Below are 17,920 nucleotides of genomic sequence, written 5' to 3'. Positions count from 1 at the left end.
ACGAACCCATTGACGTGACCTGGGTCGCATGCCTAACGTCCCGGCAACCCAATTGAAACCTTTCACGACGCTGTGGGGGCCGTCCCGCCGGCGTCGTCGAGGAGCCCCTCATGACCCACCCGTCCGACACGGGACCGGCCCCGGTGCTGGCGCTGAAGGACATCTCGAAGTCCTTCGGCGCCGTGCGCGCCCTGCGGGATGTGTCCCTGGAACTGTTCCCCGGCGAGGTGCACGCGCTCGCCGGAGAGAACGGCGCGGGCAAGTCGACCCTCATCAAGACGCTCGCCGGCGTGCACCGACCGGACGCCGGCCAGGTACTGCTGGACGGCGAACCCACCGTCTTCCACGGCCCCGCCGACGCCCGCGACGCCGGCATCGCGGTGATCTACCAGGAGCCCACGCTCTTCCCCGACCTCTCCATCGCCGAGAACATCTTCATGGGCCGTCAGCCCCGGCGGGCCCTCGGCCGCATCGACCACAAGGCCACCCACGCGGCGACCGCGGCCCTCATGAAGCGCCTCGGCGTCGAACTCGACCCCGAGCGCCCGGCGCGCGGACTGTCCATCGCCGACCAGCAGATCGTCGAGATCGCCAAGGCGCTCTCCTTCGACGCCCGCGTCCTGATCATGGACGAGCCGACCGCCGCCCTCACCAGCAGCGAGGTGACCCGTCTGTTCGGCGTGGTCCGGGCGCTGCGCGAGCAGGGCTCCGCGGTGCTGTTCATCTCGCACCGGCTGGAGGAGATCTTCCAGATCTGCGGGCGCGTCACGACCCTGCGCGACGGAGCCCTGATCTCCAGCGAGCCGCTGGAGGGCATGACGGAGGACGACCTGGTACGCCGGATGGTCGGCCGCGACCTCGACGAGCTCTACCCCAAGCAGGACGTCGAGGCGGGCGAAGTCGCCCTGAGCGTGCGCAGGCTGACCCGGGAGGGCGTCTTCACCGATGTCTCCTTCGACGTCCGGCGCGGCGAGATCGTCGGACTCGCCGGCCTCGTCGGCGCGGGCCGCACCGAGGTCGCGCGCTCGGTGTTCGGCGTGGACCGCTGGGACGCCGGGGAGGTGGAGGTCGACGGCCGCGCGCTGACGAACGGCGCGCCCTCCACCGCCATGGCCGCCGGACTCGCCCTCGTCCCCGAGGACCGGCGCGCCCAGGGTCTGGTGATGGACATGTCCATCGAGCGCAACATCGGCCTGACCGGGCTGCGTTCGACCGCCAGGGCGGGCCTGATGGACCGCGGGGCCGAGCGCAGCCGCTCCCTCGACTGGGCGGTCAGGCTCCAGGTGAAGTACGCCCGGATCGCCGACACCGTCGCCACCCTCTCCGGCGGCAACCAGCAGAAGGTCGTCCTCGCCAAGTGGCTGGCCACCGGCCCCAAGGTGCTGATCGTCGACGAGCCCACCCGTGGCATCGACGTCGGTACCAAGGCCGAAGTGCACCGCCTGCTCAGCGAGTTGGCCGCCGACGGGGTGGCCGTCCTGATGATCTCCTCCGATCTGCCCGAGATCCTCGGCATGGCCGACCGCGTGCTGGTGATGCACGAGGGCCGGCTCACCGCCGAGATCCCGCGCTCCGAAGCCACCGAGGAGTCCGTGATGGCCGCCGCCACCGGGAGGGCCGCCGCATGACAGCCATCGAGAGGGCTGCCCGAATGACCCCGATCATCCCCCGGAGGGCCGCCGCATGACGGTGACCGCGCCCACTCCCGCCCCCACCACCGAGGTGCCCAGGTCCAGCGGCGCCCGGCTGGTGGACCGTGTCTTCAAGATGCGCGAACTCGCCATCCTGGCCGTCTTCCTGGTGATGATCGCCGTCACACAGATGGGCAACAGCGAGTTCCTCTCCGAGCAGGGCGTCAAGGACCTGCTGCTGAACGCGACCATCCTCGTGCTGGTCGCCACCGGCCAGTCCCTCGTCGTCATCACCCGCAACGTCGACCTGTCCGTGGGTTCGACCCTCGGCATCAGCGCGTTCGCGGCCGGCACCTACCTCCAGGGCGGCGGCAACCCCGTCGTCGCGCTGCTCCTCGCGGTGCTGCTCGGCGTCGGCTGCGGACTGGTCAACGGCCTGCTCGTCAGCCTCGGCCAGGTGCCCGCCCTCGTCGTCACCCTCGGCACGCTGTACATCATCCGCGGCATCGACTCCATCTGGGTCGGCTCCCGTCAGATCACGGCGGCCGACCTCCCCGGAGGCTTCGTCGACTTCGGCTCCGGGGGCATCTCGGCGGTCCCGTACCTCGCCCTGATCGCCCTGGCCGTGCTGGTGGTCGTCGCGTACTACCTCAAGCACTTCGGCAGCGGCCGCGAGCTCTACGCGCTCGGCTCCAACCCCGAGGCCGCGCGGCTGGCCGGCATCCCGGTCCGGTCACGCATCCTGACCGCGTACGTCGTCTGCGGCGGCCTCGCCGGACTGGCCGGCGCCCTGTACCTCGCCCGGTTCGGCAACGTCGACTCCGGCACCGGTACCGGCTACGAACTCACCGTCGTCAGCGCGGTCGTGGTCGGCGGCGTCGTCTTCACCGGCGGTTCCGGCAGCGTCTACGGAGCCGCGCTCGGCGCCTTGCTGCTCACCTCCGTCAACAGCGTCCTGCCCGCCCTCGGCGTCAGCTCCGTCTGGGTGCTCGCCATCAACGGCGTCCTGCTCATCCTCGCCATCGCGGTCGACCGGATCGTCGCGCTGCGCGTGGCCTCCGCACTGAAGAAGAGGAACGCCCGCCATGGCTGACTCCGCTCTCGCGCGCGCCGTCCGCTGGGACACGGTCGTCGGCGCCCTGCTCATCGTCCTGCTGCTCTTCTCCTTCTCCTTCGTGGACGGCTTCGGCAACGCCCTCAACCTGTCGTTCCTGATCGGCAACACCCTGCCCATCGCGCTGATCGCCCTGCCGATGACCCTGCTCGTGGTGGCCGGCGAGATCGACCTGTCGGTCGCCTCCACGGCCGGGCTCTCCGGATCGGTGATGGGCGCCCTGTGGAACCAGGGCATGGCGATCGAGACGATCATCCCGCTCTGCCTGGTGCTCGGCGTGGTGTGCGGGCTCGTCAACGGCCTGCTGGTGACCCGGCTCGGGCTGCCCTCGCTCGCCGTCACCATCGGAACGCTCGCCGCCTACCGGGGCATCGCGCAGATCGTGCTGGGCTCCGACGCGGTCACCGACTTCCCCACCCAGTACCAGGACTTCGCGGCCGGACGCATCGGGGACACCTTCGTCCCGCAGGCACTCCCGCTCTTCCTGGTTCTGTTCGCCGTAGCCGTTCTCGTGCTGCACGCCACCCCCTTCGGGCGCTCCGCGTTCGCGACCGGCGCCAACGAGGAGGCCGCCCGGTTCGCCGGCATCCGGGTCAAACGGCAGAAACTGCTGCTGTTCGTCGCGACCGGCTTGATGGCCTCCCTGACCGGCGTGTTCTGGGCCCTGCACTACGCGAGCGCCCGCTACGACAACGCCACCGGACTCGAACTGTCCGTCGTGGCCGCCGTCCTGCTCGGCGGTATCGACTTCGACGGCGGCAAGGGCACGCTCGGCGGCGCCATAGCGGGAGTCTTCCTGCTCGGCTCGCTGCAGAACGTGATGAGCCTCCTCAACGTCTCCGCGCAGTCGCAGATCGTCGTCACCGGCGTCCTGCTCGTCGTCTCCGTGCTCGGCCCCCGGGTCGGGCGCCAGATCTCCGTGGCGAGGGCGGGCCGCAGAGCCGCCTCGACTCCGACCTCGTAACCCCGCTCCGCTCACCCTCGTAAAGGAACCCTCACCCATGCGCAAGTCATCGATCCGCCGCACCTGCGCGGCGCTCGCCGCCGTCACCTCCCTCGCCCTGGCCGTCACCGCGTGCGGCGGCACCACCAAGAACGACGTCAAGGACTCGGGCGGTTCCAACGCCGCCGCCGGCGGCAAGGCCGACCCGAACGCGGCCACCAAGAAGGGGCTGACGGTCGGCTTCCTGCCCAAGGCGGTCAACAACCCGTACTTCACCTCCGCCGACAAGGGCGGCGAGAAGGCGCTGACCGAACTGGGCTCGAAGTACAAGGAGGTCGGCACCAGCAGCGCCACCGACACCAGCGGACAGGTGAGTTACGTCAACACGCTCACCCAGCAGCAGGTCGACGCGATGGCGGTCTCCGCACAGGACCCGGGCGCCCTGTGCACCGCGCTCAAGCAGGCCATGACGAACAAGATCAAGGTCGTCACCTACGACTCCGACACCAAGGCCGACTGCCGCAACGCCTTCGTCTCGCAGGCGAGCGCCGAAGACCTGGGCCGCACCGAGGTGCAGCTCCTCGCGAAGCAGATCGGCTACAAGGGCGAGATCGCGATCCTGTCCGCCGGGCAGACCGCGACGAACCAGAACACCTGGATCGACTTCATGAAGGAGGAGTTGAAGGACCCCAAGTACAAGGACGTGAAGCTGGTCAAGGTCGCCTACGGCAACGACGAGGCCCAGCTGTCCTTCCAGCAGACCCAGGGACTGTTGCAGGAGCACCCCAAGCTCGCCGGGATCATCTCCCCGACCACCGTCGGCATCAAGGCGGCCGCCCAGTACCTGTCCGGCTCCAAGTACAAGGGCAAGGTCAAGCTGACCGGCCTCGGCACCCCCAACGACATGCGCAAGTACGTCAAGAACGGCACCGTCGAGGGCTTCGAGCTGTGGGACCCGGCCAAGCTCGGCGAGCTGGCCGCGCGCACCGCCGTGGCACTGTCCTCGGGGCAGATCACCGGCAAGGAGGGCGAGACCTTCAAGGCCGGTGACATGGGCTCGTTCACCATCGGCAAGGACGGTGTGATCAGCCTCGGCAAGCCGACCGTCTTCGACGCGAAGAACATCGACCAGTTCAACTTCTGACGGTCCGGCCGTCCGGTCCGCCGACGTTGTCACCTTCTGACGTCGTGACGGTCCGGCCGGTCCGACTGCCCGGCCCGGAGGGTCATCGATGCAACGTGTGTGCTTTCTGCTGAAGGTCCGTGCGGACCGCCTCGACGAGTACCGCGAGCGGCACGCCGCCGTGTGGCCCGAGATGCTCGACGCCCTCTCGGCCACCGGCTGGCACAACTACTCGCTCTTCCTGCGCGAGGACGGCCTGCTGGTCGGCTACCTGGAGACCGAGGACTTCGTGGCCGCGCGGGCCGCCATGGAAGCCACCGACGTCAATGCCCGCTGGCAGACGGAGATGGCGCCGTTCTTCACCTCGCTGGACGGCGCCAGACCCGACGAGGCCATGAAGCCCCTCACCGAGGTGTTCCACCTCGCCTGAACGACCGCGGTGTTCCCCCCTCGCGTGAACCTTCGAGGTGTTCCGCCCCGCCCGGGCAGCCCGCCCCACGTGGCGGAACAGCCGCCCGGCCCACCCGCCCGCAGTCCGATCGAGGAGCCCGTACATGAGACGACGCACCGTGCTGACGACGGCCCTGCTGGGCGCCGTGGCAGGCCCCGCCCTCACCGCGCAGACGGCGCGAGCGGCCGTTCCCGGCCCCTCCGTCACCCAGTCCGGCACCACCCGACTCGACTCCCAGGCCCTCTACTTCGTCTCCTACGACGGACTGGTCAACAACAACTCCTTCCAGAAGAACGGCCTGTTGACCTACCGCGGCTACCAGTACGCGGCCTGGTACACCGCCGACCGCAGCGCGGTCGTCGCCCGCCGTGTCCTGGGCGGTGCCACCTGGTCCACGATCACGCTCACCCACAAGCTCAAGAGCAGCGACTCCCACAACGTCATCTCCATGGGTGTCTCCCGGACCGACGGCCGGCTGCACCTGAACATGGACTCGCACAGCGACGGCTTCTTCTACGTCAAGTCGGTGGCCGGGCTGCTCGACAATCCCGCGTCGACGGCCTGGACCTCCGCCGTCCTCGGGGCCGTCCAGACCTCCCTGGACGGCCTCGCGCTCACTACACAGTTCACCTATCCGCAGTTCGTCGCGACCCCGGACGGCGGGCTCCAGCTCTCCTACCGGGTGGGCGTCTCGGGGAACGGGCGCAACGCCCTCGCCGAGTACAACGGTTCGTCCTGGACGGCGCTCGGCGAATGGTCCGCCTCCACCGGGACCTACACCAGCGCGCACGGATCGAGCACCGCCCGCAACATGTACCTGCACGGGATCGACTACGACGTGAACGGCCGGCTGCACGCGTTCTTCACCTGGCGCGAGCAGAACGCCGCCGTGATGTGCAGCGCCGGCGGCATCACCAACCACGACACCGGCTACGTCTACTCCACCGACCGGGGCCGCAGTTGGCGCAACGACGCGGGCACGGTCGTCGGCACCACCGGGACCTCGGGCACCGTCGCCGTCACCGACGCCGGACTCGTCGTCGACTCCCTGGACCCCGACCACTCCCTGATGAACCAGGAGAGCCAGGCCACCGACTCGGCCGGACTGCCGCACGCGATCATCAGCTATGTCCCCGGACGCTTCGGCCAGTGCACCACGAACTACGTCACGGACCGCACGGCCAACGGCCGGGCCTTCCATCTGCGCAAGAACTCCTCGGGCGGCTGGACCAAGACCGAGATCCCGGTCGCCCCGAACTCCAGCCAGCGCACCAGACTGGTCCTGGACCGGTACGACAACGCCTACGCGATCCTGCCGTTCGGGCGGATCGCGGGCGCCTCGAAGGCCTCCGGGCACACCGACTGGAAACTCCTGTTCGACGGCGCCGGGCTGAACGCCTTCGGCGAGGTCGTCATCGACGAGACGCGCGTCCCACAGGACGGAACGCTGTCCGTGATGTACCAGGAGAAGTCCGGCGGGACCACGCCCTCGGCCCTGCACGTCATCGATTTCCGGCTGCCCTCATGACCGCTGTCCGCGGCCCGCTCGCGGGTAATGTGAAGGCCTGCCTGCCGCTACCCGCTCTTCTTCTGGAGGTTCCCGCCTGATGGCCCAGTCGGTGGGTATCAAGGACGTCGCCCGTGCCGCCGGAGTCTCCGTCGGCACGGTCTCGAACGTGATCAACCGCCCCGACTCGGTGGCCTCCGAGACGAGGGCACGCGTCCTGTCCGCCATCGACCGGCTCGGCTACGTACGCAGCGAGTCCGCACGCCAGCTCCGGGCCGGACGCAGCCGGATCATGGGGCTCCTCGTCCTCGACATGGGCAACCCGTTCTTCGTGGACGTCGCGCGGGGCGCCGAGCGCGCCGCGCGGGAGGCCGGACTCGGGGTGATGGTCTGCAACAGCGCCCAGTCCCCGAGCGAGGAGGCCGACTATCTGTCGCTCTTCGCCGAGCAGCGGGTGCGCGGGGTGCTGCTGACACCGTCCGACGCGAGCGGGCGCAACATCGAGGCGTTCCGCCGCAACGGCATCCCCTTCGTGCTGGTCGACCGGGTCGCCGACGGCACCACCGAGTGCTCCGTCTCGGTCGACGACGTGGCGGGCGGCGCGCTGGCCGTCCGGCACCTCGTGGACGCCGGACACCGCTCGATCGCGTACGTCAGCGGTCCCCCCGGTCTCAGCCAGGTGAGGGACCGCCGTACGGGCGCCCTGCACGCCCTGAGCGAGGCGGGACTCGGCCCGGAGAACCTGCGCGAGCTGCCCACCGAGCGCCTCGACGTGGCGGCGGGGCGCGACGCCGGCGCCCGGCTCCTCGGCCTCGCCGAGCGGCCCACCGCCGTCTTCTGCGCCAACGACCTGCTCGCCCTCGGCGTCCTGCAGGCCATGTACGCGGCCGGCGTCGGTGTGCCCGGCGACCTCGCGATCGTCGGCTACGACGACATCGAGTTCGCGGCCGCCGCCGCGGTCCCGCTCACCTCCGTGCGCCAGCCGGCCGTGACCATGGGCGCCCTCGCGGCCGAGCTGCTCCTGGAGGAGATCGACGCGGAGACCGCGCCCGCCCCGCACGAGCACCGCCGGGTCGTGCTCCAGCCGGAACTGGTGGTGCGCCACTCCAGCCTGGCGGCGCGCTGACCAGCGGTTCAGTTTCGCGTCACCGGCCTGCTGAGTCACTGTTCAGTTCATTTTCCCGATCCCCGGGCCGCGGAGCCCGGGCGACATGTGCTCAACTGGGACGCAGCCTGGAATCCGTACGTCTCGGGAGACCTGTTGACCGTCAGCTACCGCCAGCCCGGTGTCGTCCTCACCGACCACCGCTTCACCGTGCCGCTCGACCACGACCGACCGGCGGGCGAGACCATCGAACTGTTCGCCCGCGAGGTCGTGGCGAGCGACAAGGCGCACCAGAATCTGCCGTGGATGGTCTACCTCCAGGGCGGCCCCGGCTTCGGGGCGAATCGTTTCGTCGGCCGTCAGGCCTGGCTCGACCGGGCCCTGAAGGACTTCCGTGTCCTGCTGCTCGACCAGCGCGGCACCGGACACTCCACGCCCGCCAACCGGCAGACGCTGCCACTGCGCGGCGGCCCCCGCGAGCAGGCCGACCACCTCGCGCTCTTCCGCGCCGACTCCATCGTCCGCGACTGCGAGGCCATCCGGCCCTCACTCACCGGCGGAGCGCCCTGGACGGTCCTCGGGCAGAGCTTCGGCGGCTTCTGCACCGTGCGCTACCTCTCCAGCGCCCCCGAGGGCCTGAGCGCGGCCGTGATCACCGGCGGCCTGCCCTCCCTCGACGGGCACGCGGACGACGTCTACCGCGCCGCCTACCCGCGCATCGAGCGCAAGGTCGCCGCGCACTACGCGCGCTACCCGCAGGACGTCGAGCGCGCCCGCCGGATCGCGGAGCACCTGCTCCAGCACGAGCCGGTGCTGAGCGGCGGCTACCGCCTGACCGTCGAGGCCTTCCAGTCGCTCGGCATCCTCCTCGGCGGCAGCGACGGCAGCCACCGCCTGCACTACCTCCTGGAGGACGCCTTCGTCCGCACCCCGCAGGGCCCCGCCCTCTCCGACGCCTTCCAGGAGGAGGCCCAGGCGCTTCTGTCGTACGCGGGCCACCCCCTGTACGCGCTCGTCCACGAGGCCTGCTACGCCCAGGGCGACCGCCCCACCGCCTGGTCCGCCGAGCGGGTGCGCGCCGAGTTCCCCCAGTTCGACGCGGCCAAGACCCTCGCGGACGACGGGCCGCTGCTGTTCACGGGTGAGTCCATCCACCCCTGGATGTTCGAGAACGACCCCGCGCTGCGCCCGCTGCGCGACACCGCCGAGGAACTGGCCGCCCGCACCGACTGGGCGCCGCTGTACGACCCGGCCCGCCTCGCCGCGAACGAGGTGCCGGTCGCCGCGGCGGTCTACCACGACGACATGTACGTCGACGCCGGCCACTCCCTGCGCACCGCCCGCGCCGTCCGGGGTCTGCGCACCTGGGTGACCGACGAGTTCGAGCACGACGGAGTACGGGCCGGCGGCCCGCGCGTCCTGGACCGGCTGCTGGCGCTCACGCGCGACGAGGTCTGAGCCGCCCGACCTCCTCTAGGATTCTGACGAACCGTCAGAATTCTGAGGGGGTAAGGATGATCGACACCACCCGTACGGACATCCCGGTGGGCGAGGAACGCCTCCGCCTCGACGTCGAGGACGGGATCGGCGTCCTCACCCTGTGCAGACCGGCGAAACTCAACGCGTGGAGCTGGGAGTCCACGCGCCAGCTCGGCCTGGCCGCCGAGCGGATCCGCTTCGACCCGTCGGTCAGGGCGGTGCTCCTGCGGGCCGAGGGGCGTGCCTTCTGCGCGGGGATCGACGTGAGCGCCCCGGGCGGCGCGATCACCGGCCGCTCGGGTGCCGAGCGCGCCCACGCCTACTACGAGGGCATCCGCTGGGCCCATGAACGCTTCGCGGCCTTCGCGCGGCTGCCGCAGCCCGTTGTCGCGGCCGTCCAGGGCTACTGCCTCGGCTTCGGGTTCGAGCTCGCGCTGATGGCGGACATCAGGATCGCCTCCCGCGACGCCGTGTTCGCCCTGCCCGAGGCGCAGTTGGGGCTCGCCGTGGACGCCGGCGGGGATCTGCGGATCGCCCGCGAGGCGGGCGCGGGCTGGGCGAAGTTCCTCGCCCTGACCGGGAGACGGCTGGACGCGACGACGGCCGAACGCCTGCACCTCGTCCAACTCGTCACCGAGGAAGCGGCGTTGGACGAGACGGCCCGAGCCGTCGCCGCGGAGATCGCGGCGAACGCGCCGCTCGCGGTGCAGGGCGTCAAGCGCGACATCGACGCCTACGCCGAGGCCCCGCTGACCGCCGCTCTCGACCGGACCGCCCTGTCGGCCGCGCTCACCCTCACCTCCGACGACGCGGGAGAGGGATACGCGGCCAAGGGCGCCCGCCGCGCGCCCCGCTTCGAGGGAAAGTGACCCACGTGTTTTGATCGGACCCTGTTGCGTACGACGAGGCAGGGGGACCGATGCACGACAGTGAACTTCTCGCGGACAGGTTCGAGGAGCACCGGGGCCGGCTGCGGGCGGTGGCCTACCGGATGCTGGGATCGCTGAGCGAGGCGGAGGACGCCGTCCAGGAGACGTGGCTGAAGCTCGGCCGCACCGAAGCGGACGAGATCAGGAACCTGGGCGGCTGGCTGACCACCGTGATCGGCCGGGTGTGCCTGGACATGCTGCGTTCCCGCGCCGCGCGCCGCGAGGACCCGCTCGAACCCTCCGGCACCTTCGTCCCCGACCCGGTCGTCAGCACCCCGGACCGGATCGACCCCGAACAGGAGGTGCTGCTGGCCGACTCCGTCGGGCTCGCCCTCCTCGTCGTCCTGGAGACCCTGGAGCCCGCCGAGCGGCTCGCGTTCGTGCTGCACGACATGTTCGCGGTGCCCTTCGACGACATCGCGCCCGTCGTGGGCCGGAACCCGGCCGCCACGCGTCAGCTCGCCAGCAGGGCGCGCCGTCGCGTCAAGGGAGCCGCTCCCGAGCCCGAGCGGAACGTCATCCGGCAGCGGGAGGCCCTGGACGCCTTCCTCGCGGCGTCGCGCGGCGGGGACTTCGAGGCGCTCCTCGCCGTCCTCGATCCCGATGTCGTGTTGCGCGCCGACGCGGGCGCGCTGGTCGGCGGTGTGACCGTGTCCAAGCTGGTGCGGGGCGCCGAGGCGGTGGCACGGCAGGCGCTGGCCTTCCGCCGGTTCGCGGCGAGTTCGCGGCTCGTCCAGGTCAACGGAGAGGCGGGTGTCGTCTCGATCGTGGACGGCCGGCCGCAGTCGGTCATGGGTGTCACCGTCGCCGACGGCAGGATCGTCGCGATGTACATCCTGGCCGACCCCGAACGCCTCGCCCGTCTCGATCTCGGTGGGGACAAGCCGGGGGAATGACGGTCAGCCGGTGAAGGGACCACGCCCCAGCTGGTCCCGCACCGGCGTGACCGGCGGGGCGACCAGATCCCTTCGCTGCCAGTTGGCGCCGTCGACCACCAGGGTGTGACCGGTGATGAAGCGGGCGTAGGGGGACGCGAGGAAGGTGGCGGCCCAGCCGAGTTCACGGGGTGTGCCGACCCGCAGGGCCGGCTGCCGCCGGCCGAGCGCTTCCCGCTCCGCGTCGTCCTCGCCGGGGCCGCCGGTTCTCGCGTCCCCGGCCGGTCCTTCCCCGCCCTCTCCGCTGTTCCCGCCGGCCGCCGTGGCCGTGCCGGCCGCGGCCCGGGCCAGGTTGCCGCGGATGTCCTCCGTCATGTCCTCGTGCGGCATCAGCCCGGGTACCAGACCGTTGACCTGGATGCCGTACGGTCCCCACTCGACGGCCAGGGTCCGCACCAGGCTCTCCACGCCGGCCTTGGCGGCCGCGCTGTGCGCGAAACCGGGGCCGCCGGTCCAGGCGTAGGACGCGCTGACGTCGATGACCGACCCCGGCGTGCCCGCCGCCAGATGCCGCCGCCCGAACTCACGGGTCATCAGAAACGTTCCCGTGAGGGTGATGTCGACGACCGCCTGCCAGGCGTTGGGGGACATGTCCTCCGTGGGGACGGGGAAGTTGGCGGCCGCGTTGTTGACCAGGACGTCGGGCAGCGCGCTTGCGTCGAACACCTCGGAGACGCGCTTCGGATCCCGGATGTCACAGACCGCGGACCTGACCCGGGTGCCCAGCTTCGCCAACTCCGCGCGGGCGGGCCCCAGATGCCGCTCGCGACGGCTGACGATCAGAAGATCGGCGCCCAGCCGGGCGAACTCCGCCGCGATCGCCCTCCCGAGTCCGGTGCCGCCACCGGTCACCAGCACCAGCGAGCCGTCGTACGTCCCGGCGGGCAGGGCGCTCGCGCCCAGCGGGGGAGGGGCGGGGAGGCCGGGGAGCGCTGTGGAGTCCATGGCGGTCTCGATACCCGGTGCCGCCGCGGAACATCCGGACGGGGAGGACGAGGAACACCCGGCGAGGAGTCGAGGACGTCAAGTCGCCCCGGTTCAGGGCACGTCCGGGCTGACTGGGCCGGAGGTCACGCACGCGTACGGCAGCGCCCCTTCCGCCTCCACGCGCCGCTCCGGTACCTTGACGAGGCCCTGACGGGAGCGGGCCCTACTCGGCCGTGCGGGCCAGGCTCGCCGCCCGCCCCGGCACCACCGGCGCGCGCCGTTCGAGGTGCAGGCGCAGTCCCTCCGGCATCAGGGTCAGCCGCTCGGCCACCCGCAGCCGGTAACCGGGGTCGGGGCGCAGGTCGTAGCGGCGCAGCAGCAGTCCGAGGACCAGCGTCGCCTCGTGCAGCGCGAACTGGCGGCCGATACAGGCGCGCGCCCCGGTGCCGAACGGCTTGAAGGTGTGTGCGGGCCGGGCCCGTACCGCCTTCGCGTCGAAGCGGTCCGGGTCGAACTTCTCCGCGTCGGCGCCCCACACCCGCGGGTCGCGGTGCAGCATCGCCGTCAGGACCAGCGCCCACGCCCCCCGCCGCATCGGGTGGACACCGCCGAGCAGGGTGTCGTCCCGGGCCTCGCGCGCGAACGCCGGGGCCGTCGGCCACAGGCGCAGCGACTCGTCGAGGACCCGGCGGACGTAGCGGAGTCTGGCGACCTGCTCGTAGCCCGGCCGGTCCGTGCCGCCCCAGACGCGGTCGACCTCGGCCCGAGCACGGGCGGCCGCCTCCGGGTGCCGGGAGAGGTAGTGCAGGGCGAAGGACAGGGCGCCCGAGGTGGTCTCGTGGCCGGCGATCAGGAAGGTGATGACCTGGCGGCGGATGTTCTCGGGGGTGAGCCGCTCCCCGGTCTCGGGGTGCGCCGTCTCCAGCATGCGGTCGAGCAGGTCGCCGTCGCCGCCGGCCCGGCGGGAGGCCACCACGGCGTCGACCGTGTGATTCAGGTAGGCCATGTCGGCCGCGTTGCGCCGGGAGGCGCCCCGCAGCAGAAGCGGTGCCAGTGGGACCGGGACGACGTTGAGGCGCTGCGCGTAGGTCAGCGTGCCCACCATCGCGTTCACGAAGGGGTGCGGGCGGGAGCGCTCGAAGGAGGCGAAGTCATGGCCGAAGCCGGTCCTGGCGATCGTCTCCAGGGTCAGCTTCGTCATGTCACCGGGCACGTCCACCGCGCGGCCCGCGGCCTGCTCCCGGTCCCAGTGGTCCGTCAGCCGCTCGGTCACGGCCAGCATCATCGGGTGGTAGCCCTCCATGGCCTCGCGGCTGAAGCCGGGGGCGAGGACGTCGTGCGCGAGCTGCCAGTTGGGCTCGTGGTTGTAGGCGGTGAACAGTCCGTCCCCGGCGACCGGACGGAGGTTGGCGACTCCCAGGCCCACGTGTTTCGCGAACCGCGCCTCGTCGGCCAGTTCGGCGGCGAGATCCGCGCCCCAGACGAAGACGATCTCGTTGCGGAAGGCCCGGCGCCGGAAGATCGGTCCGAGCCGCTTCCCGAACTTCATGGAGTCCTGGAGCGGGGAACGGACGCCGGCGCCGAGCACATCGCCGAGCAGGGGGACGCGGCGCGGCGGGTGCGGGATGCGGTGCAGTTCCGGCCAGCCCAGTTCCGCGCTGCGGAACCCCCCGGGCCGCGCCGTCTCCTTCGTCTCCGCCATCACGCCATCTCCCTTGTGACTCGGGCCGGTTGAGTCTGTTGTACGCGAGTTCAATAGCGGTGTTCAGTCTGATCCCGTTGTTGAACCGGCGTCAAGTAAGGTGCGGGCATGACGGGGAAGCAGGGGGAGCGCGGGCGCCGCCGGCTCAGTACCGCGGAGCGCCGGGAGCAGTTGCTGTCGGTGGGAGCCCGGCTGTTCTCGGAGAGCCCGTACGACGACGTCTGGATCGAGCAGGTCGCCGAGATCGCCGGAGTCTCGCGCGGACTCCTGTACCACTACTTCCCGACGAAGCGGGACTTCTTCGCCGCCGTGGTCGAGCGTGAGAGCGGGCGGATGCTGCGGATGACCGCGGCGGTGCCCGGTGTCCCGGTGCGTGAGCAGCTCGGCGCGGGTCTGGACACCTTCCTCGGGTACGTGGAGGAGCACGCGCACGGGTTCCGTGCCTTCCACCGTGCCGACGCGGCCGGTGACCAGGCGGTGCGCAGGGTCTACCAGCAGGCGCTGGCCGCGCAGGAGACGCAGATCCTCTCGGCCCTCGCCGCGGATCCCGAACTCGGCCGGTCCTGCGAGGACCGGCCCGAACTGCGGATCGCCGTCCGCGGGTGGCTGGCCTTCACCACGGCCGTGTGCCTCGAATGGCTCCGGGGCGCGGATCTGACGCGTGGGCAGGTGCGGGATCTGTGCGCGCGGGCACTGCTCGGGGCGATCACTCCCTGAGGGCCGGTCCGCCCCGTGACCGCGACTCCTTTTCCGGCGGGTGGATCCACGGCCGGGCGATCGGCCGGGGAGGCGTGGTTGGCGTACACCCCGATCTTCGATAGGTTAGGCAAGCCTTACCTAAGGAGGAAGCTGATGGGTGACCGTGACACCTGGACGGCCGCGCCCGCCGCGGCGGAGCACGCCCGTTCGGTGCTCGCCGCGGCCTGGTCCTGCGCCGTGAGCGCCGAGGGCGGCCGGGAGGAGTTCTTCGGCTCGCACTCCGTCACCGCGGACGGCCGGGTGCTCCTGCGGGTGCCCGAGGACAGCACGCTGCTCGCCGCGGCCATCTGCTCCCCGCGCGGAGAACCCTCCGCCGTCCTGGAGTTCGCCGATGTCGCACCGGTTCCCGTACGGAACCGGGTCCGGGCCCGGCTCTGGCTCGCCGGCTGGTTCGTCCCCGAGGACGGACAGCTCTCCTTCCGCACCACCCGGGCCGTGCTGCGCCGGCCCGGCGGGACGGTGGTGATCGACCTGGACGAACTGGCCGAGGCCCGGCCCGACCCGCTGGCCCTCGCCGAGGCCCAGCTCCTCAGCCATCTCGCCGACGCCCACCCGGACGCCGTCGAGCGGCTGACCCGGCTCGTCGAACCGGACAGTCTGCAGGGCGCCGTGCGCGTCCAGCCCCTCGCGGTCGACCGCCACGGACTCACCCTGCGCGTCGAACGCGCGCGCGGGAACGGCGATGTGCGCCTGCCGTTCCACGCACCCGCCGACGACGTCTCCCAGCTCACGGAGCGCATGCACGTCCTGCTCACCCAGGCGAGCCTCGCCTCCTGCCCCCGTCCCCTACAACGGCAGCGCACAGACCGCGAGGGGTGAGGCGAACGGCTCGCCCGCGCGCCGGAGTTCACCGCTCTCCTGGTCGACCCGGAACACCGTGACCGTGCTCGACCGCTGGTTCGCCGCGAACAGCAGCCGTCCGTCCGGCGAGAACGCGATGTGACGCGGGAAGTCGCCGTCCACGGGCACCGTGTCCAGCAGCCGCAGCCGGGCGCCGTCCGCCTCGATCGCGTACCGCGTCAGGCTGTTGTGGCCCCGGTTGGCGAGGAACGCGAACGAGCCGTTCGGCGTCACCAGGAGCTGGGCCGGGTAACTCGTCCCGCTTCCCGTGCCCGTGGACTGGGGTTCACCCACCGAGAGGCGGCCGGCCGCGGGGTCGTAGCCGCAGACCGTCACCGTGTTGTCGGCCTCGTTGGCGAGATAGGCGTACCCGCCGCCGGGGTGGAACGTGAGATGGCGCGGCCCCGCGCCCGGCCTCGTCCGCGCCCGGGAGACCTCGGTGAGCGTGCCCCGGGTGTCGTCGAGACGGTAGCTGTACACCGTGTCGGTGCCCAGGTCGACGGCGAGCAGGTGCCCGCCGTCCGGAGTCGTGATGAACTGGTGCGCGTGCGGGCCCTGTTGGCCGGGACCGGGAGCCGGGGACGTGTGTCTGGCCAGATCGGTGCGCTCGCCGAGCGCGCCGGACGCCTCGATGGGATGCACCGCGACGCTGCCCGAGGCGTAGTTCGCGCTCAGCAGCCAGCGGCCGCTCGGATGCACCGACAGATGACAGGGGCCCGAGCCGCCGGTGGAGCGGCTGTTGAGCACCTCGTTCCCCGGGAGACCCACGGCCGTCACCGCGCCCGGCGTCTGCTCGTCCACCGCGTAGAGCGTCAGGCCGTCCGGATGCGCCGCGAGGAAGGACGGGTTGTCGACGCCCGTCACCACACCGCCGCCGGTGACCGCGCCGGTCGCCGCGTCGTACGTGGCGAGACCGATCCCCTTCCCGCCGCCCTCGCCCGAGGTGTACGTGCCCAGGAACAGCGGACGCGGACCGGAGGAGGGGGCCGGGGACACGGGTACCGGCGCGGCCGCCGACGCGGAACCGGAGGGACCGGCCGCCGAACCGGAGGGACCGGTCGCCGTCGCCTTCGGGAGCGGCGTCTTCTCGGCGGGCTCCGGGGCCGCCCGGGGCGTCGCGCATGCCGGGACCGCCGCCATCGCGCAGGCGGCCCCCGCCAGCGCGCCGACGAAACGCCGTCTGGTCCAGTCGCCGTCCGTGCCGCGCGACGGCCGTGCACCACTGCTCATGCCTGCACCTCGGGGTGTCGGTTGCCTCGGCTGGGACGGCCACCTTGGCGTGCGACACCCCGGACGTGCAAAAACGGTCCCCCGCGTTGCATCCTGCGCAACGCGGGCGACCTACCAGTCGCCGTCCTCCACGGGCTTGCCCGGCTTGCCGAGCGGGTGCACCTGATGGGGCGAGGGCTGCTGCCAGGGCTCGTGGTCGTCGCCCAGCCAGTCGCCGACCGGCTGCACCGAACCGAGCTCGTCCGCAGGCGCCAGATCGGCGGCGTCCTGGTCGTAGTAGTCGTACCAGGGAAGCCCCGCGCGGGTGTACGCCGCGCGGTCCACCGGGGACGGCGGCGGCGCCTCGCCGGTGATGCGGCGCCACTCCGGAGGCGTCACGAGGTGGACGAACACGCGTCCGGCCGGCTCCTTCGCCCAGGCCTTCGACGGACGGTCGTCGCGGTAGACCTCCTGACGCATCGAACCGCCGACACCGAGACCCATCGCCGGGGCACTGCGCGCACGCGGGGCACCCCCGGGACGCGCGGCTCCGGGAGCGGCGCCCGGCGCGGGCGGCGCGGCCATCATCGGCATGGCGCCGCCGTACGCGCCGACCGAGGGAGGCATCGGAGGCATCCGCAGCCGCTCCTCCGCCTTGCGGCGCTCCGCCTCCCGCCACGCCGCCAGCTCCCCGGCCTCCAGCGGGAACGACTGGAGCTGGACACCGCCCCAGACCTCCTCGCCGGTGACCTGGCCCTCGACCGTCGCGCCCAGCCCCAGCGGCACGGCCACGAACTGGCGGACCGTCCCCTTGCCGGAGTTGATCCCGTCGAGCCACGGCTGCCGGGGGAGGACGACATAGTTCTGCGGATCACGGGCGAGCCGGGAGGTCCACGGTTCGCCGGACACGGCGCACACCTTGCCGACGCCCACCTGCAACGCCGCCGGCTCCGCCGTCCCGGCGAAACTCAGCCACATGGCCTCGCGCAGATACACCGGCAGCATCACGCCACCGCGCGCCCGCCACTCGGCGGGCACCCGGTCCCCGTAGTCCTCGACGCGCCGGACGGGGAACTCGCCGAGCCCCGGCGGCAACGCGTGCGTGCCCGACTCGGGCAGGCGCAGCGTCCGTATGAACCGCACCTGCACCCCACCCGGCAGCCGCAGTGCGTTCCCGTCGATCCGCACGGTGTCCTCGGTCATCCGCCCGCCCCCTGGTTCTCTCGCCGCCGCCGACGCCGGGCGGTTCACCTCCCCGGCTTCGTG

The 17,920-nt window shown here is 71.9% G+C and carries 16 protein-coding genes; 12 read left to right on the top strand and 4 right to left on the bottom strand.

Annotated elements, in window-relative coordinates:
- The first annotated feature begins 110 nt into the window (after positions 1-110).
- The 10 genes from ACF07B_RS41370 to sigJ all read left to right on the top strand — a co-directional run bounded on the left by ACF07B_RS41370 (position 111) and on the right by sigJ (position 11,178).
- Positions 111-1,628 carry a sugar ABC transporter ATP-binding protein gene (locus ACF07B_RS41370; protein WP_392182735.1) on the top strand — a complete coding sequence of 506 codons (1,518 nt, stop codon included), beginning with the start codon at positions 111-113 and terminating at the stop codon, positions 1,626-1,628.
- 55 nt (positions 1,629-1,683) lie between these two features.
- Positions 1,684-2,724, top strand: a complete 1,041-nt coding sequence (locus tag ACF07B_RS41365) for an ABC transporter permease (protein WP_392182734.1) — start codon at positions 1,684-1,686, stop codon at positions 2,722-2,724.
- Positions 2,717-3,709 carry an ABC transporter permease gene (locus ACF07B_RS41360; RefSeq protein ID WP_369482025.1) on the top strand — a complete coding sequence of 331 codons (993 nt, stop codon included), beginning with the start codon at positions 2,717-2,719 and terminating at the stop codon, positions 3,707-3,709. Before ACF07B_RS41365 ends, ACF07B_RS41360 begins: the two co-directional genes overlap by 8 nt.
- A 37-nt stretch (positions 3,710-3,746) precedes the next feature.
- Positions 3,747-4,832 carry a rhamnose ABC transporter substrate-binding protein gene (rhaS, locus tag ACF07B_RS41355; RefSeq protein WP_362403607.1) on the top strand — a complete coding sequence of 362 codons (1,086 nt, stop codon included), beginning with the start codon at positions 3,747-3,749 and terminating at the stop codon, positions 4,830-4,832.
- An 88-nt stretch (positions 4,833-4,920) separates the two neighbouring features.
- The gene (locus ACF07B_RS41350; protein WP_392182733.1) at positions 4,921-5,241 is read left to right on the top strand and encodes an L-rhamnose mutarotase; all 321 of its coding nucleotides are present in this window, start codon (positions 4,921-4,923) and stop codon (positions 5,239-5,241) included.
- A 124-nt stretch (positions 5,242-5,365) separates the two neighbouring features.
- Positions 5,366-6,790, top strand: a complete 1,425-nt coding sequence (locus ACF07B_RS41345) for a BNR repeat-containing protein (RefSeq protein WP_392182732.1) — start codon at positions 5,366-5,368, stop codon at positions 6,788-6,790.
- Between the two features lie 79 nt (positions 6,791-6,869).
- A complete protein-coding gene (locus ACF07B_RS41340) occupies positions 6,870-7,895 on the top strand; it encodes a LacI family DNA-binding transcriptional regulator (RefSeq protein ID WP_369482021.1) in 1,026 nt (341 codons plus the stop codon).
- Positions 7,896-8,030: 135 nt separating this feature from the next.
- The gene (locus ACF07B_RS41335) at positions 8,031-9,332 is read left to right on the top strand and encodes an alpha/beta fold hydrolase (protein WP_392182731.1); all 1,302 of its coding nucleotides are present in this window, start codon (positions 8,031-8,033) and stop codon (positions 9,330-9,332) included.
- A 56-nt stretch (positions 9,333-9,388) separates the two neighbouring features.
- Positions 9,389-10,222, top strand: coding sequence for an enoyl-CoA hydratase/isomerase family protein (locus ACF07B_RS41330; RefSeq protein ID WP_392182730.1), 834 nt, complete (start codon positions 9,389-9,391; stop codon positions 10,220-10,222).
- 50 nt (positions 10,223-10,272) lie between these two features.
- Complete coding sequence (sigJ, locus tag ACF07B_RS41325) at positions 10,273-11,178, top strand: RNA polymerase sigma factor SigJ (protein WP_392182729.1); 906 nt, start codon at positions 10,273-10,275, stop codon at positions 11,176-11,178.
- 3 nt (positions 11,179-11,181) lie between these two features.
- Here the strand turns inward: sigJ and ACF07B_RS41320 are convergent, their stop codons facing one another.
- Entirely contained in the window at positions 11,182-12,162 is a 981-nt protein-coding gene (locus ACF07B_RS41320; RefSeq protein WP_392182728.1) for an SDR family oxidoreductase, read from the bottom strand.
- Positions 12,163-12,367: 205 nt separating this feature from the next.
- Entirely contained in the window at positions 12,368-13,846 is a 1,479-nt protein-coding gene (locus ACF07B_RS41315; protein WP_392182727.1) for a cytochrome P450, read from the bottom strand.
- A 108-nt stretch (positions 13,847-13,954) separates the two neighbouring features.
- Here ACF07B_RS41315 and ACF07B_RS41310 point away from each other — a divergent pair, with 108 nt between their 5' ends.
- Complete coding sequence (locus ACF07B_RS41310) at positions 13,955-14,563, top strand: TetR/AcrR family transcriptional regulator (protein ID WP_369482015.1); 609 nt, start codon at positions 13,955-13,957, stop codon at positions 14,561-14,563.
- A gap of 135 nt (positions 14,564-14,698) precedes the next feature.
- Positions 14,699-15,424 (top strand): DUF2470 domain-containing protein, encoded by a 726-nt coding sequence (locus ACF07B_RS41305; RefSeq protein WP_392182726.1) that lies wholly within the window; start codon positions 14,699-14,701, stop codon positions 15,422-15,424.
- On the opposite strand, the gene ACF07B_RS41300 is transcribed toward ACF07B_RS41305, so the two are convergent.
- Together ACF07B_RS41300 and ACF07B_RS41295 are read right to left on the bottom strand one after the other, a co-directional pair.
- Positions 15,392-16,675 carry a lactonase family protein gene (locus ACF07B_RS41300; RefSeq protein ID WP_392182725.1) on the bottom strand — a complete coding sequence of 428 codons (1,284 nt, stop codon included), beginning with the start codon at positions 16,673-16,675 and terminating at the stop codon, positions 15,392-15,394. The genes ACF07B_RS41305 and ACF07B_RS41300 overlap by 33 nt on opposite strands.
- A 111-nt stretch (positions 16,676-16,786) precedes the next feature.
- The gene (locus ACF07B_RS41295) at positions 16,787-17,857 is read right to left on the bottom strand and encodes a hypothetical protein (protein ID WP_392182724.1); all 1,071 of its coding nucleotides are present in this window, start codon (positions 17,855-17,857) and stop codon (positions 16,787-16,789) included.
- Between the last annotated feature and the right edge of the window lie 63 nt (positions 17,858-17,920).

The sequence above is a fragment of the Streptomyces sp. NPDC015532 genome (assembly GCF_043078065.1).
Lineage (GTDB): Bacteria > Actinomycetota > Actinomycetes > Streptomycetales > Streptomycetaceae > Streptomyces.
Note: the sequence above shows the minus strand (reverse complement) of the source record. Positions and strands in the feature narration are given on the sequence as shown.